15 protein-coding genes are annotated in these 16467 nt (G+C 42.1%); 2 read left to right on the top strand and 13 right to left on the bottom strand.

The genetic code is table 11. The features are described 5' to 3' along the window. Window positions 1-35: 35 nt before the first annotated feature. On the bottom strand, window positions 36-335 hold the full coding sequence (locus ID165_RS26150; protein WP_225586908.1) for a helix-turn-helix domain-containing protein: 300 nt from the start codon (window positions 333-335) through the stop codon (window positions 36-38). Next, on the bottom strand, window positions 316-645 hold the full coding sequence (locus ID165_RS26145) for a type II toxin-antitoxin system RelE/ParE family toxin (RefSeq protein WP_192348311.1): 330 nt from the start codon (window positions 643-645) through the stop codon (window positions 316-318). The genes ID165_RS26150 and ID165_RS26145 overlap by 20 nt, the downstream gene beginning before the upstream one ends. Before the next feature lie 180 nt (window positions 646-825). On the opposite strand from ID165_RS26145, the gene ID165_RS26140 reads away from it, so the two are divergent. After that, window positions 826-2457 (top strand): ABC-F family ATP-binding cassette domain-containing protein, encoded by a 1632-nt coding sequence (locus ID165_RS26140; protein ID WP_192348310.1) that lies wholly within the window; start codon window positions 826-828, stop codon window positions 2455-2457. 489 nt (window positions 2458-2946) lie between these two features. Here the strand turns inward: ID165_RS26140 and ID165_RS26135 are convergent, their stop codons facing one another. From ID165_RS26135 to ID165_RS26125, 3 genes are read right to left on the bottom strand one after another with little or no spacing between them, the layout of a single operon-like run. Beyond that, complete coding sequence (locus ID165_RS26135; RefSeq protein ID WP_192348309.1) at window positions 2947-4242, bottom strand: TRAP transporter large permease; 1296 nt, start codon at window positions 4240-4242, stop codon at window positions 2947-2949. Next, window positions 4242-4730, bottom strand: coding sequence for a TRAP transporter small permease (locus ID165_RS26130; RefSeq protein ID WP_192348308.1), 489 nt, complete (start codon window positions 4728-4730; stop codon window positions 4242-4244). Before ID165_RS26130 ends, ID165_RS26135 begins: the two co-directional genes overlap by 1 nt. A 23-nt stretch (window positions 4731-4753) precedes the next feature. Next, complete coding sequence (locus ID165_RS26125; RefSeq protein ID WP_192348307.1) at window positions 4754-5740, bottom strand: TRAP transporter substrate-binding protein; 987 nt, start codon at window positions 5738-5740, stop codon at window positions 4754-4756. Between the two features lie 293 nt (window positions 5741-6033). On the opposite strand from ID165_RS26125, the gene ID165_RS26120 reads away from it, so the two are divergent. Further along, window positions 6034-7680: a UxaA family hydrolase gene (locus tag ID165_RS26120; RefSeq protein ID WP_192348306.1), complete on the top strand. Its 1647-nt coding sequence runs from the start codon at window positions 6034-6036 to the stop codon at window positions 7678-7680. 33 nt (window positions 7681-7713) lie between these two features. Here the strand turns inward: ID165_RS26120 and ID165_RS26115 are convergent, their stop codons facing one another. The 8 genes from ID165_RS26115 to ID165_RS26080 all read right to left on the bottom strand — a co-directional run bounded on the left by ID165_RS26115 (window position 7714) and on the right by ID165_RS26080 (window position 16465). Next, window positions 7714-8754: a Gfo/Idh/MocA family protein gene (locus ID165_RS26115; protein WP_192348305.1), complete on the bottom strand. Its 1041-nt coding sequence runs from the start codon at window positions 8752-8754 to the stop codon at window positions 7714-7716. After that, window positions 8751-9764: a 3-dehydro-L-gulonate 2-dehydrogenase gene (gene yiaK, locus ID165_RS26110; RefSeq protein ID WP_192348304.1), complete on the bottom strand. Its 1014-nt coding sequence runs from the start codon at window positions 9762-9764 to the stop codon at window positions 8751-8753. The genes ID165_RS26115 and yiaK overlap by 4 nt, the downstream gene beginning before the upstream one ends. Before the next feature lie 74 nt (window positions 9765-9838). Beyond that, window positions 9839-10222, bottom strand: a complete 384-nt coding sequence (locus tag ID165_RS26105; RefSeq protein ID WP_192348303.1) for a VOC family protein — start codon at window positions 10220-10222, stop codon at window positions 9839-9841. 173 nt (window positions 10223-10395) lie between these two features. Next, window positions 10396-12357 (bottom strand): pectinesterase family protein, encoded by a 1962-nt coding sequence (locus ID165_RS26100; protein WP_225586907.1) that lies wholly within the window; start codon window positions 12355-12357, stop codon window positions 10396-10398. A gap of 141 nt (window positions 12358-12498) precedes the next feature. Further along, window positions 12499-13299 (bottom strand): acyl-ACP--UDP-N-acetylglucosamine O-acyltransferase, encoded by an 801-nt coding sequence (lpxA, locus tag ID165_RS26095; protein ID WP_225586906.1) that lies wholly within the window; start codon window positions 13297-13299, stop codon window positions 12499-12501. Window positions 13300-13330: 31 nt separating this feature from the next. Continuing rightward, window positions 13331-13894 carry a Crp/Fnr family transcriptional regulator gene (locus tag ID165_RS26090; protein ID WP_192348302.1) on the bottom strand — a complete coding sequence of 188 codons (564 nt, stop codon included), beginning with the start codon at window positions 13892-13894 and terminating at the stop codon, window positions 13331-13333. 44 nt (window positions 13895-13938) lie between these two features. Beyond that, complete coding sequence (locus ID165_RS26085) at window positions 13939-14691, bottom strand: rhamnogalacturonan acetylesterase (RefSeq protein ID WP_192348301.1); 753 nt, start codon at window positions 14689-14691, stop codon at window positions 13939-13941. A 91-nt stretch (window positions 14692-14782) separates the two neighbouring features. Further along, window positions 14783-16465 (bottom strand): glycoside hydrolase family 28 protein, encoded by a 1683-nt coding sequence (locus ID165_RS26080; protein ID WP_192348300.1) that lies wholly within the window; start codon window positions 16463-16465, stop codon window positions 14783-14785. Window positions 16466-16467 lie beyond the last annotated feature (2 nt).

Below are 16467 nucleotides of genomic sequence, written 5' to 3'. Positions count from 1 at the left end.
GACAAATAACCAGGCAGAACTACAAAGTCCTGCATTTACAATTCAACCGTAATATGTAGCTTCCCTCCTAATCCTTCCTCAATCACTTTTTTGAGAGTGGACACACGGATATCACTTACCGCCCTTTCGATCTTTGAAATATACGTACGCTTAACGTTTAGCCTTTGGGCCAACTCCTCTTGAGTAATATCGGCTTTCGCTCTAGCGTCTTTCACCAGCTCTGCAATCATAAAGGCCTGTGCCTTTTCTTCAAAGCCTCTTCTGGATTCGCTTCCAATTTGACCATATTTCTGATCAAAATGTTCATTGATTGTCTTAGGACTCTTTTTCATCATAATACTCCTTTCTAAGTCTAATTGCTCTTTCTATTTCTACTTTGGGCGTTTTCTGACTTTTCTTTTGAAATCCATTTAACAGAATGACCAGTTTTCCATCATCAAAAAAACATGATACCCGATATATGTCACTTCCTACTTTTACCCTAATCTCATAAACACCATCTTCAATATGCTTGAAGAACTTTTGAGGAATGTACTGAACATTCATCACAATACTCAGGACATAATCTATTTTGTCTTTGACAGACTTGCTCTGATCATTATAAAAATCCCAGAAATAGTCTCGATAAACTTCGATTGTCCTCATTTCCTTAAAGCATAAAAGTAACTAATTGGTTTCTTTTTATTAGAAAAACATTTAATCAAATGAAAACAATTGATATTCATATAGTCTGCAAACGGTAGATGTCTGAGTTCCAATTCCCCACAGCGAACACGTTTTTTCAATCCTCAATTTCTTACCTTTGCCGCTTCACTTCCAAGACTTATGATTTCAGTAGATAACGTAGCCGTCATCCATAGCGGTTCCACACTCTTTAGCAATATTTCCTTTGCCATCAATGAAACCGACAAAATAGCCCTTATGGGTAAAAACGGTGCGGGCAAATCTACACTCCTAAAGATTATCGCAGGTCAGACCAAGCCCAGTTCGGGTTCTGTATCTGCTCCAAAAGACTTTGTGGTAGCTTATCTCCCACAGCATCTACTGACATCGGATGATTGCTCTGTGATGGATGAAACTTCCAAAGCATTCGCCTCCTACCTGAATATGAAGACGGAGATCGAACGGATCAATGAGGAATTGACCGTGAGAACTGACTACGAATCCGATGAATACTACAAGCTAATCGAGCAGGTATCTGAGCTTTCGGAGAAATTCTATGCCATAGAGGAAGTGAACTATGAAGCAGAAGTAGAGAAAGTATTACTTGGTTTGGGTTTCGAAAGAGCAGACTTGACCCGTTCTACTTCAGAGTTTTCCGGAGGTTGGAGAATGCGAATCGAGTTGGCTAAAATACTTTTGCAAAAGCCTGACCTGATCCTCCTCGATGAGCCTACCAACCACCTGGACATCGAGTCGATTCAATGGCTGGAAGACTTTCTTCTGAACAAGGCCAAAGCTGTGGTGGTGATTTCCCACGATAGAGCCTTTGTGGATAATATTACCACACGTACCATAGAGATCACTATGGGGCGTATGTACGATTACAAAGCAAAATACAGCCACTACCTTGAACTCCGAAGAGAACGTCGCGAGCAACAGCAAAAGCAATACGAAGAACAACAAGCTACCATAGCAGATATCCAAGGCTTTATTGACCGCTTCAAAGGGACCTATTCCAAAACACTCCAAGTACAATCCCGGGTGAAAATGCTGGAGAAAATGGAAATCATCGAGGTGGATGAAGTAGATAGCTCCGCCTTGAAACTCCGCTTCCCTCCTTCTCCCAGATCAGGCAATTACCCTGTGATCGTAGAGGATATGAGCAAAAGCTACGACGAGCATGTAGTCTTCAAGAATGCTTCCATGACTATAGAACGGGGACAGAAGGTTTCCTTTGTCGGCAAAAACGGGGAAGGTAAATCCACCATGATCAAGGCGATTATGGGAGAAATTGATTTTGAAGGCAAATGCGAGCTGGGACACAATTCCATGATCGGCTATTTCGCGCAGAATCAAGCTTCCCTCTTGGATGAAAGCCTGACAATCTTCGAAACCATCGATCATATAGCAGTAGGCGAAGTACGTACCAAAGTGAAGGATATTTTGGGTGCATTTATGTTCAAAGGCGACGATATCAACAAGAAGGTAAAGGTGCTTTCCGGCGGAGAAAAAACACGGCTGGCGATGATCAAATTGCTTTTGGAACCAGTGAATTTGCTTATTCTCGATGAGCCTACGAATCATCTGGACATGAAGACCAAGGATATCATCAAGGATGCATTGAAAGCCTTTGACGGTACGCTAATCATCGTATCCCACGATAGAGACTTCTTGGATGGATTGGTCACTAAAGTATTTGAATTTGGAAACAAGCGGGTGAAAGAGCACTTCGAAGATATCAATGGCTTCTTGAGAAATAAAAAGATTGAGAATTTGAAGGAAGTGGAGAGGTAGTTTGATGTCGGATGTCGGATGTCGGATGTCGGATGTCGGATGTCGGATGTCGGATGTCGGATGTCGGATGTCGGATGTCGGATGTCGGATGTCGGATAAAGCGAACTCAAGATATTGACAAAAGTTTCAAAAAGTAGAAATTAAGTTGATCACTTATTCCATGGCCATTTCGCAGGGTTTAGCGAAGTGTTGAAAATTGAATAGACCACAATAACATTTCCTTCAATTGCATAAAAAATCAGGTAAGGAAATCCTTTTAACGGGCAACTTCTAAAAGGTATTTTCTTATATGGATAAATTTGAGTTCTTTCTCATTTTTAGGATTTACAATTATAGAGTCCATAATTATTCTAGAAGTAAAGATTGTATGCTCAATTTACGTAAATCTCCACCTAAAGATCAAAAAAGCCAAAACGAAAAAACGGCAGTTTTACGACTGCCGTTTTTTCGTTTTGTATTAAAATCGGGCATCCGACATCAAACAACTCATTACACTCCAAATACCCTAGGAAGCCACATCGTAATTTCCGGGAATAGCATAATCAAGATCAACGCCAACACCATTGCAAAGTAGAATGGCAGCATAGGCTTCATAATTTTCTGTATCGTGGTATTTGCTACCCCTACACCAATAAAGAGGATAGAGCCCACTGGCGGTGTACAAAGTCCAATACATAGGTTGAGCACCATCATAATACCAAAGTGTACCGGATCCACTCCCAATGCTGTCACCACAGGCAAGAAAATAGGAGTGAAAATCAATACTGCCGGAGTCATATCCATAAATATCCCAACGAATAGCAAGAGTACATTAATCATAATAAGGATAACAAAAATATTATCGCTCAATCCCAGCAGGGCATTGGAGATATTTTGGGGAATTTCTTCACTCGACATCACCCAGGACATGGCCATGGAAGTTGCGATCAACAGCATCACTACTGCGGTGGTTTCTGCAGACTTCAACAATACCGAAGGCAAATCTTTCACTTTTAACTCTCGATAGATCATCGATAATACCAATGAATAAACCACTGCAATAGCCGAGGCTTCTGTTGCGGTAAACACACCTCCGATAATTCCCCCTATCACTACGATTAGTAGAAATAAACTAGGGACAGCCCTCCAGAATGTAGTTAGAATAACACCAAAAGATGAACTATCTCCTGCCGGAAGCTTATGGATTTTCACCATAATCGCTGCAGTCACCATTAGCAAAACCCCGACTAGCAATCCCGGCAAATACCCCGCAACAAATAATGCCGCAACAGAAACTCCACCCGAAGCAAGTGAATAAACGATCAAAACATTGGACGGTGGAATAATCAAACCAGTAGTGGAAGAAGTGATATTCACTGCCGCTCCAAGTTCTTTGGGATACCCTTCTTTCTCCATCCTCTTGCCCAAAATACCTCCCATGGAAGACGCAGCAGCTACCGCAGACCCAGCAATCGCTCCCATCAACATCGCTGCAATAATATTCACGTGAAGCAATCCTCCACGCATTCTGCCTGTGAGTGCTTTGGCAAATTCTATCAATCGATTAGCGATACCTCCCCTATTCATCAATTCACCCGCAAGAATAAAAAAAGGAATTGCCAATAGGGAAAAACTATCCAATCCTGTCCCCATACGCTGTGCGATCGTAGTGATAGCCGGCATGGTCTGAACCGTCACCATCAACGTCAGCATGCTGGAAAGCCCTAAACTCCATGCTACAGGAACTCCTATTCCCAAGAAGAACAAAAAGGAAAGCACTAATACTAATACGCTCAAAACCTCCATTACACAGCAGCTTTAACAGTGGTCAAAAATTTAATCGAAACTAGTTGGTAATACATCACCAATATCCCGCTAAAAGGGATGATCCCGTATATATAAGCTAGTGGAACCTGCAGCACAGCAGACTTCTGCTCCAAAATAAAAGTCAGGTAAACAAGGTTTGAACCGCCAATAACCATTACGACAAGCGCAAAGATCAAAATGCAGCAATTAATCAATATCATTAATTTATCCTGTGCTTTTTCCTCCAGTTTAGTCAGGAGAATATCAATTGCCAAGTGTTCGTTTTTACCGGCTACATATGCTGCTCCGAGCATTCCCACCCAGATCAACATGTAACGGGACAGTTCGTCTGTAAATGAACTGGGATTTTGAAAAATGTAGCGGGAAACCACCTGCCAGGTCACATTGAGCACCATAAGTGCCATCAAGACGACCAGAAAATGGGCTATCCATTTATCCAGATTTAGCTTGGTTTGGGGTGAAAACATAGGTTTGATAGTTGGGTTAATAGTTATTTTACGGCGCGGATTTCCTCCACTATTTTATAGATTTCAGGTTGTTGGACTTTGAGATCAACGTACATCGGCTCTACTGCTGCCCGAAATGCCTCCTTATCCGGATAGCTGATAGTAACTCCTGCTTTTTCGAGTTCATGTAAGGACTCCTCAGTAGCTTCAGCCCAGATTTTGTATTCGTAAGTAGCAGATTCATCCGCTGCCTCCTGCAGCCATTGCTGCTCCTGCTCATTAAGGCTTTCCCATACCTTGGTGCTGACAATCATCACATCAGGCAATGCGGTGTGCTCATCTATACTATAAAACTTACAGACTTCGTAATGCTTGGAAGTATAAAGACTTGGCGCATTGTTCTCTGCCCCATCCACAATCCCCTGCTGTAAAGCAGTATAAAGCTCTCCATAAGAAACCGGGGTTGGTGAACCTCCTAGGCTTTTTACCATATTGGAAGCTGTATTACTTTCCATCACCCTGATCTTGAGTCCTGTAAGGTCAGCTGGTACTTCTACAGGTTTGCTTTTGGTATAAAAACTCCGCTTGCCTGCATCATAATAGCAAAGTCCGCGTAGAAGATATTTTTCAGGATCAAGCAGGAGTTTTTTGCCTATCTCTCCATTTAAAACCGCCAGCTGGTGTTCATCATCACGAAAAAGATAAGGCATTCCAAAGACCTGCATCGTGGGCGCAAATCCTTCGAGCGCAGCTGAGGAAACCTTCGTCATTCCCAAGCTTCCAATCTGCAGGAGTTCTACCAGCTCGCGTTCACTTCCCAGCTGTTGATTGGGATATATTCTCACCACCATTTTACCACCGGATTTCTCCTCTACTTTTTTGGCCAAAAAAAGCATGGCTTCATGCACAGGGTGGGTGATGCCAAGGCCGTGGCCCAGCTTAATAATTCGCTTTTCTGCCACTCCCTGACACGAAAATAAAAGCGTCAGGACTATACAAAAAGATAGGATTGGAAGTTTTTTGATTGCCATGGGTTTATTGAACATAAAACATACTACACAATAATAGGTTTTTCTAAGCTGATATTTCAGGTCGATCTACGGAAACGATTTAGGCTGTATGATAAATGGCATTTCAATGCCCGAAACAGAAATCCATGTGCTTCCCCATTACTTCCCAAGTCTGGGATAGCACCGGATTATCAAACATGCATTTCAATTTTGACATGCCGCAACAATAATTTTAATTTTACTAATCATTTTCGTTATTGCATAACAATTACTTCCTTTGCGCAATCGATTGCGCAATATAATGAATAATTCCAATGAACCATAAAACATTACAAATTCATACTAAGGACAATGTTTTGGTCGCTTTGCAGGATCTGGTAGCAGGCGATATAGTTGAGCATAACGGCTTAAAAATCACCCTTAAAGACAATGTTCCCGCTAAACACAAGTTCGCAGTCAATGAATTGAACAAAGGCGACCAGGTCTTTATGTATGGTGGAATTGTAGGCAAAGCCCTATCTACTATCCCTTCAGGCGGGGTGCTCAGCACCCTGAACGTAACCCACGAAGCTGAAGATTTTGGAAAAAAATCCGGAGATTACCATTGGGACGCACCCAATATTGACAAATTCAAAGACAAAACTTTTATGGGTTTTCACCGACCGGATGGCCAGGTAGGAACTGGTAATTATTGGCTGGTAATTCCGATGGTTTTCTGCGAAAATAGAAACGTGGATATTATCAAAGACGCTTTCCTCGAAGAGCTTGGTTTCGGCAAGCCCAATCCATTTAAGAAAATGGTAAGAGAAATGGCTAATCTTTATAAGTCAGGCCAAACCAATTCGTTCGACACTGTTTCTGTAGAAACCCTTGTAGAAAAAAATGATGAACGACTTTTTGAAAATATAGATGGAATCAAATTCCTCAATCATCAGGTAGGCTGCGGTGGCACCAGAACGGATTCTCAGGCTCTTTGTGCGCTGATCGCCGGCTATATCAACAATCCCAATGTAGCCGGAGCAACGATTTTAAGTCTGGGTTGCCAAAATGCCCAGTCTTCTTACATGGAAGAAAAGCTTCGCAAAATCAATCCTGACTTTAAGAAGACCCTGATCATCCTAGAACAACAAGTAGAAGGAACCGAGCAGCAGTTGCTCACGAGAGCCATCAAAGAAACATTTATCGGTATGGCAGAAGCCAATACGCAAATCAGACAACCGGCTCCATTGAGCAAATTGGTAGTTGGACTGGAATGCGGCGGATCTGATGGATTCTCCGGAATCTCTGCAAATCCTGCCGTAGGCTATGCTGCTGATTTGGTAGTGGCCTTGGGTGGAACGGCTATTCTCTCAGAGTTTCCGGAGCTTTGCGGGGTGGAACAAGAACTGATCAACCGTTGCGTTTCCGATGATAAGGCAGAGCGTTTTTCCTCTTTGATGCGTGCCTATGCAGGTGCTGCAGAGGCGGCAGGTTCGGGCTTCGATATGAATCCAAGTCCAGGGAATATCAAGGACGGACTGATCACAGACGCAATGAAGTCTTCCGGTGCAGCCAAAAAAGGTGGCACTTCGCCGGTAACTGATGTGCTAGACTATGGTGAATACGTAAGCATACCGGGTTTGAATTTGCTTTGCACTCCCGGAAATGATGTGGAAAGTACCACCGCTATGGCGGGAGCCGGAGCCAATATGATTCTTTTCACTACCGGTCTGGGCACACCTACCGGAAATCCTGTGACTCCTGTGATCAAAGTCTCCTCCAATCACAAACTAACCGAGCGGATGCCTGACATCATCGACATCAATACAGGCTATGTAATCTCCGGAGAGAAAAATATCCAACAGATGGGCGAAGAAATTCTGGAGAAAGTAATCAGAGTAGCCAGCGGAGAAGAAAAATCCAAAGCGATGCTACTCGGCCAAGATGATTTTATCCCTTGGAAGAGAGGCGTGTCCCTTTAACCTAAAATATGCAATAGCAATTTTATTCCGGATCTAAGAATGATCAAAAAACGGGAGTTCCACTTCCTTCTCAAGTTCTGATGACTTATAAATGGCCCGGATCAGCTCGACTGATTTTCGGGCCATATTTCCTTCCACCAATACCGGCTCATTTTTCTCCACAGCATTCAAATAATGTTCCCACTGGGCCTTGTGAAGTGCATGCCCGATAGCCATGGGATCGGCAGCTCCCGAACCTGAATTTGTATCAGTTAAAATCGGCTCATTTTCTTCACCCTGAATACTCCATTGAATCAATTTGCCCGCTTCCAAAACTGCACTTCCATTCTTTCCAAAAATCTCCAAACGCTCAGCCAAACCCGGATACAAAGCTGTGGAAGCGGTAATATTCCCCAGCGCCCTATTCTCAAAAGTCACAAGCGCAGCTCCCAAATCCTCCCCTTCTATCGGATGAACCGCAGTCTTGACTTTAGCAAAAACAGACTTCACATCTCCCATCACATCCAGCAACAGGTCAATCGTATGGATACCTTGGTTCATAAATGCTCCTCCTCCATCTCCTTTCAGCGTACCTTTCCAGGAACTACTGCTGTAATACTCCGGAGCCCTGTACCAATTCACATGCGCATTGCCCATGAGAAGCTTACCGAATTTACCGGCTTGAACCGCCGTTTTGAGCTTTATATAATCCGCAGAAAACCGGTTCTGAAAAATAACGCCAAGCTTGACCCCATTCTTGTCACAAGCATCAATTAACTGATCCGCCCTACCAAGGTTTATTTCAATTGGCTTTTCTATCAACAGGTGCTTCCCTGCTTTTGCTGCCAGTAATCCTGCATCCATATGATGCCCGCTTGCCGTACAAATGCATACAATATCGAGTTCGGGATGAGTCAAAAAAGCAGAGAGATCAGAATAAGTATCAATGCCAAATTTCTCCTGAGTGACCTTGGCTCTCTCGGACGAACTGCTGCATAGTGCCACCAATTCAGCATTTTCGATTTCAGCGATTGCATCTGCATGCTTCCCGGTAATTGCCCCTGTTCCTACTATTCCAATTTTTAATTGCCTCATGATTTCAGTTCGTTTTGAAGTTGCTCCCAGAGTTGCTGTGAAATAGGAACTCCATTGTCAAGATTTTTATTTCGGGTCTCTAATGTATGCTCTCCCGGGTACCGAATTGATTTCCCGTCAAAAGTTGCTGAATTTTTCAGGTCTTCGATCAAAGCATCCGACTTGGTTTCTATCCAGTCATGAAATTGGAGTTTGATAGGATCGAAGCAAAGAAAGACCTGGGAGACAGCACTTTCTTCCCCAGACTTGCCCACTTCAAAGGAAGCATTTCCGCCGGAAAGTATAGCTGCAAGAAGATCCAAGACCATACTGAGACCGGATCCTTTCCAAAGGCCTATCGGTAATCCCAGAAAATTAGCAAGAACAGTTTGGGGATCCTTGGTCAAATTCCCCTCGTCGTCAAACCCTGCTTCATAATCCATTTGCTCACCTTTAGCTTTGGCTATGCTCAGCTTTCCATAAGCGAATTGGGAAAACGCCATATCCAACACCACAGGCCCTTTTTCTCTGGGAATAGCAATTACAAGTGGATTATTGCCAATTTTCGGTTCGCTTCCTCCCCAAGCCGGCATATTTGGGATGGTATTGGTAAAGCAAATCCCGATACAGCCGGCCTCCACAGCTTGCCAACCAAAATTCCCACCCCGCATCCAGTGATTGGTATTCTGCAAAGTGACGCAGCTGATCCCAAATTCTTTGGAAAGACGAATCGCCCGGGACATGGCAAACTCCGCATTGAGATTTCCCACTCCCTGCTGACCATCCCATCGCTCAAACATTCCGAGTTGACTTAGGATGACGGGCTCCTTGTCAGGATAGACCAATCCTTTTTTGATAAAGTCAAGAAAAAGAAAGAAACGGTTCACACCATGTGAGCGCACCCCGTCCAGATCGGCTTTGGCAAAAAGTAGTGCACACTGCTGTGCCCGCTCCTCCGCCAATCCATACTTAAGTAATATTTCCTTTAGCGTTGTGCTGACTTGCCCGAAAGGGATTTGAATATCAACCATTGAAAAATCGAATTTAAACCATGATATCCTCTAAGATAAAATCTATGCAGCAATTATGCCCCATTTGACACAAACTATATCATGGGAGTAGCACGCTTGCACAGTTGCAATGCCAATCCCCAAGGATCCTTTACCATCACAAGATGGGATCCATCAGGCAAAATATCATCAGAAATCAACTTGGCCCCCGCTTCGACCAAGCGGTCTCTATCTGCATTGGGATCCTCCGAGACCAATGCCAAATGCACTGCCAAAGGATGTAGTTTTTCAAAATCCAGTGTTTCACCTTTAGGATTGGAATAAATCTCGATCATCACTGTGCCGCTGTCATCAGCCAAAAACGTCATGTATGGAGGCTCAGCCATTTTCTTGACCACCTTCAATCCTAAGTTCTCCTCATACCAAAGAGAGGCGGCAGAAGCATTACTCACATTTAGTGCAAAATGTTCAAATTTCATTTTCGATTAATCTTTTGTTCAACTTATAATTTTTGAAATTACATTCTCTTATCGACTTTATGGATTTTAAAAGAATAAGGTGCGGCAAAACCACACCTATTCTCAATTTTAATAACCCAATACATATGCATTATCATTACTAACCCTTTCTTACATATCTACAAACTATCGTACTAATCAAACACCTTTTCTAAAAATGCAGCCATTGTATTTACCGTTAAGTTATACCAAGGTTCGTACAACCAAAATGGATGCGGTGCATCCGGAAAAGTATGCATTTCTGAATAAACTTCTCTTTCATCCAGTTTACCAATCAACTCATCTCTACCTGCATGAAATCTTGGGTATTGGGAATTGATGAAAAGCATGGGTTTTAAATCCGGAGATTTCAGATATAAAGGAGATGCAGCATCCCAAACCTCCAGCTTTTGCCCATATGTCCCGCCTAGCCATTCCGACGCAACTTGCCCTTCGGCAGATTCCGGATGATGAAATGCCAATACTCCATCCATATCAATAATTGCCTGAACTTCTGAAGAGGAGGTTAACTCCGTCGCTCCTTCATATTCCGGCGTATTTGTCATTCCCACCAAAGCTGCAATCTGCCCACCTGCTGAACTACCCGAAATAACCATTCGGGATGAATCCAATCCGAATTCATCCGCATGCACTTTCATCCAGCGAATTGCTTCTTTCACATCATTGATTGCAGCAGGATATTGCGCCTCCGGCGAAAGTCTATACTCAACCACTGCCGTCACGAATCCCCGCTCTGCCAAGGCAATTGCCATCGGAATCTGAAGTTCCTTATCTCCGGATTTCCATCCTCCACCATGAATCATCACAATTGCCGGACGCAGCGATTCCGCGTTCTTTGGAGAAAAGACATCCAATTTCAGTTCTCTACTTCCAAGTTTTTTATAAACATGGCCTTTACTTTGAGTTACTGACTCGCTGGACTGAATTTCAACAGCTTTGATCTGAGGGAAATTCTTCACATCCTTTTTCCAAGCATCTTCCAGATTGAAGGAACTGTCTTTAACATACCCAAACCAGCGATTGCCGTAATAATCAGCATCCTTTGTTTTGCCGGAGAAAATCAGATCATTGCTATACTTTTTACTGTCTTCCTCACTTAATTGATAAGACCAGTCCACTCTACCGGCTGGATTTGCACCCGGTCCTGAACTTCCCAATTCTGCATAGAAAACAGTCTGCTCCGCATTCTTCCTGCTCCAGTTATTCCAGCCATCTGCAACTATATGAGACCCCATTTCAGTAGTGATGAAAACCGTTTGTGCAAAATCTCTCCAGGGTCTTCCTAGGTAAACTTTCGTCACTCCGGCTGCTGCCGTGAGTTTACAGTCTTTGAACACATATCCATAGTCCACCCACTCAGGTGTAGAGGCCGCAGTGATATAAGAATCGGCTTTAGAGAGAATCTCACAGTTTTCAAAAAGTGCAGTCGCTGAGCCAAAGATAAAATCAGTGGTTCCCTCAATGTAACAATTTTTATAAAGCTGACGGGAATTTTCCCCGGATGCAAACATGGTATCCTGGTTTCCCAAAAAGCGGCAATTCTCAAATACCAAACGATCTCCCTCAGCATGAAGAGCCACAGCTTGCCCTACATTTCCGGCGGAATTTTCAATGGTTAGATTTTTAAAAGTCAGAGAACTTCCCAGAACTTTCAAAGTATAAGTTTCAAAAGTCCCCATGTTGTCCTTCAAAGCGTAATCATCGTAAGTGATGATGGTAGTCTCGGGGCTCTCTCCTTCAAAAGTCACATGGGTCACAGGCCCATGAATCGTCAATTTCTCCTTATAAATTCCCGGTTTGATATAAACCGTGTGCGGCTTGGGAAGGTAAACCCGAATCGCATCGAGTGCTTCCCCAATGGTTTTGAAATGTCCTGAACCATCTTGAGCCACGACTATATCATGCTCGATTTTTCCTTTCATCACTTCTGAGTCCAGAGGCTGGATATCTACATTTTGAGAAAAAGAAGGTAAACAAAGAGTCAAGAATAAACCCAGAATCCATACTGATTTCAAATAGTTATTTCCCATGGTTTCATCTATTTTTCTCAATATTTTAATATCATCATTCCTACAAGTCAGGTGTAGATTAAGCATTATAAGCGATAATTAACTCTAACCTTGAGGCAACTTCGGTCAGTCGCTGTCGGTCTTCCGCCTTATAAAGCAAGGAGAACACTGTTGCTTTCAATGTTAAGTCGCCAAACGAAGCGACGGTTAGTAAGCAGGTATTGTACATTAATTCCCTTTAATGATACCTCTTTCTGAGCATTTAATGAAATTAATGATTTTATCTCTTTCAATTGTTTCCTTAAAATTACTTTCTATGAAATCTAACGCTAGAGATGTATTTCGTTTTTGTTGAAAAATTATTTTATAAATTCCCCTAATCTCGTTAAGTTTAGTTTGTTCGAAGCCTTTTCTCTTTAAACCAACAACGTTTATCCCTGAATAGGTAAGAGGTGCTTTTGCAGCCATTATATATGGGGGGATGTCTTTGATAATTCTGCTCAACCCAGTAACCATAGAATGTTCTCCGATTCTGGTAAACTGATGAATGCCAGTCAATCCACTTATATTTACAAAATCTTCTATTATTACTTCGCCAGCAATCCCAACATTAAAACCAATAATACAATTATCACCTATTGAACAATCGTGCCCGATATGTGTATTTGCCATAATCAGATTGTAGTTTCCGATTTTTGTAATCTTTTTGGAATTCGTACCCTTATTTATAGTTACATATTCCCGAATGACATTATTACTTCCAATTTCCAGAGTTGTATATTCACTGTTATACTTTAAATCTTGTGGGATTCCCGAAAGAATCGCACCAGAATGAATGAAGCAATTTTCCCCGATTCTTGCTCCGTTTAGTATTGAAACATTATTGGCTATAATTGTATTATCACCAATTACAACATCATCTTCTATGGTGGAATAGTTTCCGATCGTTACGTTTTTTCCTATCTGAGAATTATCCCCAATTTTTGAGCTTGTTGAAATCATTTTGCAATTTTTATTTGCAAATCTCATTTAACTGAACGACATTTTTATTGACATAAAGTCAATAAATTCCAGCTCGAATCCTGCTTAATGTTTCTTGGCTGACATTCAATAGCGAGGCTATGTTTTTTTGTTTCGCCCTTTGAATAATTAAAGGAAAATTTTCAATAATATACTTATATTTTTTTTGAGCTGTCATCGAGTCCAACACAAAATGGAACTCATCGAATGCAGCCAAAGAAAATCTTAAGAACTTGAAATGAAATTGAAGAAAAAGAGGGAATTTTAATAATTCTTGTTCCTTTTCCCTAGATAAAAAATAAACGACAGTATCTTGATCTGCTTGTAAGCATTCAAATGATGGCTTATGATTAAAGTAGCTGGCTAATGAAGTTAACCAATGATTATCATGATAAATCCACTTAGTTATTTCTTCGCCATCAATAACATAAAACCTTCTAACCAGTCCAGTTTTTATAAAGAATATCTTAGAACAAGTCTCTCCTTCTTTGAGCAAATAGTCATTCCTTTTGTATAATCTCTCCTGAAAACTATTTTTTACAGCTTCTGTAGTTACCTGATCTAAGTGCTGAAAGTCACCTATAAATTGGATTAGTTCTTTCATTTTTTTAATACTAGCTACTATTATGGCGATTAATCATCTATATATCAATCCTTCAGATATTTCTTCAATTCAGGCAATTCCCGTCTCAATTCCCCGACAGCCAAGTCGCTTACTTTGAAAGCGCCTGTAGGGGACAAATGTGTATCGTCTTCTCTACCTTCGGGAAATTGGGAATAATCACCTGGCCGATAATGCAGGAATAGCTCTTTCGATTTCTCTATTCCAAATTGCTCGATCACTTCAACAGTTTTGGCATGAAGATCGAAAAGAGGCACTTCCATTTCGGCTGCCACTTCTCGTACTACAACAGAGTAACGTCCGTGTGAATCTACCAACACTCCGTTTTCATCAAAACTCCTTCTTGAAATCGGAGTAGCCAATACCGGTTTCCCTCCTTTTTCCCGAACTTCCTTTACAAAACGGATCAGATTATCCCGATAATCTGAATCGGCATTAGCATAGCGGTCTTTTGCGTTGATCTTCTGATCATTGTGACCAAACTCAATTATCACATAATCCCCAGGCTTGAGACGCTTCATTACCGCCTTCCAGCGCCCCTCTGTACGGAAACTCTTCGTGCTTCTTCCATTCTTTGCATGATTTTCGAAGCGGATTCCCTCTTTGAAATACAAGGGAAAAACCTGCCCCCACCCTTTTTCAGGATTACTTCCAGCGTATGGTTTATCTGCCATGGTAGAATCACCGACTAGGAAAACGGTGATTTCTTCCTGTGCTTTTTGGAATGAGACAATACCAAAAAACAGCATTCCCAAAATGATTATTTTAATCTGTTTCATTTAATTCTTTGTTTATTTCGGTCAGAATATTCGCAATAAAAGAAATATCTTACCTGCTGTCGACCATGGACTATTGGCCATTAACTCCTGCCTATTTCAGTTTAACAGCTGATTCCAAAGCCCCGTTTCCAACCGAAATTTCAGTTTCAGATTTAAAGTCTTTTTTATCAAAAGTGATGTCAGAAGTTTTACTTCCCAAAACCCTCACCGGGGCTTTTCCATTCTCTTCGAATAAAAAGCCTCTCACATTCACTTGCTCACTGTTGTAAATCGTCAGCGGAGTATCTTTTGTTCCCAATACTTTTACATTGCGGAGTATCATGCCTGAAGCATCGATAGCCGTGATTCCTTTTTCAGCCTCCAAGACGGAATTTTCCAAGCTCACATTCTTCAGCTTCATCTCAGGAAGTCCCATAAAAAATCCTGCGGTTCCCGATCCGGAAACATAAATATTTTTCATACTGATATTTTGGAAGGAAGGAGTCTCTTCGGTTATAGGAACTAAAGCTTCATCTCTTACTTCGTCATCCGCATTTTGATCATCTTCCAAAATAGGTGAATTGCCACTGTAAAACATATTGAAGCGGATCGCCTCTGCAGGAATATCGATCATATGGATAGTTGAAATCCAAATATTCTCTACTATTCCACCTCTGCCACGGGTGCTTTTAAATCGCAACCCAACGTCTGTTCCGATAAAAGTACAGTTTGAGACATGGACATTTCTCACACCACCGGACATTTCACTTCCGATCACAAATCCCCCATGCGCATGATAGACAATGTTGTTTTTTACGATCACATTCTCCGTAGGCATGTCCCGATCACGTCCATCCTTATCTTTTCCTGACTTGAAGCATATCGCATCATCTCCCACATCAAAGGTATTGTTGTAGATGAGGACATTTTTGCAGGATTCCAGATCCAGCCCGTCACCATTCTGGGAATACCATGGATTACGCACATTTAGATTTCGGATGATCACATCCTCGCTCATCAGCGGATGGATATTCCAAGCAGGAGAGTTCTGGAAGGTGGGGCCGTCCAATAGCACCCGCTTACTTTCACGAATACTTACCATCACCGGGCGTAAAAAGTCTTTCATTTTCTCCAATGTTTCTCTATCCTTGGTGTCAGGCACATTGAAGCTGGAGCTGGCATTGTAGCCATCCAAAGAAGCTTGACTAGGAAACCAAATCTGCCCTTTTGCATCCAAGACTCCACCGGAATTCACCAGCGTTTTCCATTGTCCTTCGGTCAACTTTCCTTTCTTTACAAACCTCCAAGCATCGCCATTTCCATCTATCGTACCTTTGCCTGTTATCGCAATATTTTCTACCTGATAGGCATTGATCGGGGAAATACAGCGAACGGTATTCAAACCCTCGAAACTCGTCTCCACCAGCGGATAATCATCAAAATCCCGGCTAAAAAGGATCAATGCACCATCCTCCAAATGAAGATTGACATTGCTCAACAATGTAATCGGGCCAGTCAACCAAATCCCCCTTGGCACTATGACTCTTCCTCCACCGTCTGAATTCACAGCTTCTATCGCCGCTTTGAACGCTTCGGAGTTTTTGAAGATCCCATCACCTACAGCACCATATTCTAGAATGTTTTTTTCAAAATCCGGAAAACTTGTTTCCTTCACTTTGGGCATATCGAATTCCACTCCTTCGTACATACTTTCCAGCGTATGCTGCGCAAAAGCAGGCAAAATCAGCCAAGTCAAAAGAAGCGACAAAACCGCTCGTGTTACGTTAAATTGCATAT

It is taken from the genome of Algoriphagus sp. Y33 (assembly GCF_014838715.1).
Classification (GTDB): domain Bacteria; phylum Bacteroidota; class Bacteroidia; order Cytophagales; family Cyclobacteriaceae; genus Algoriphagus.
This window is presented reverse-complemented; position numbering and strand designations above follow the sequence as displayed.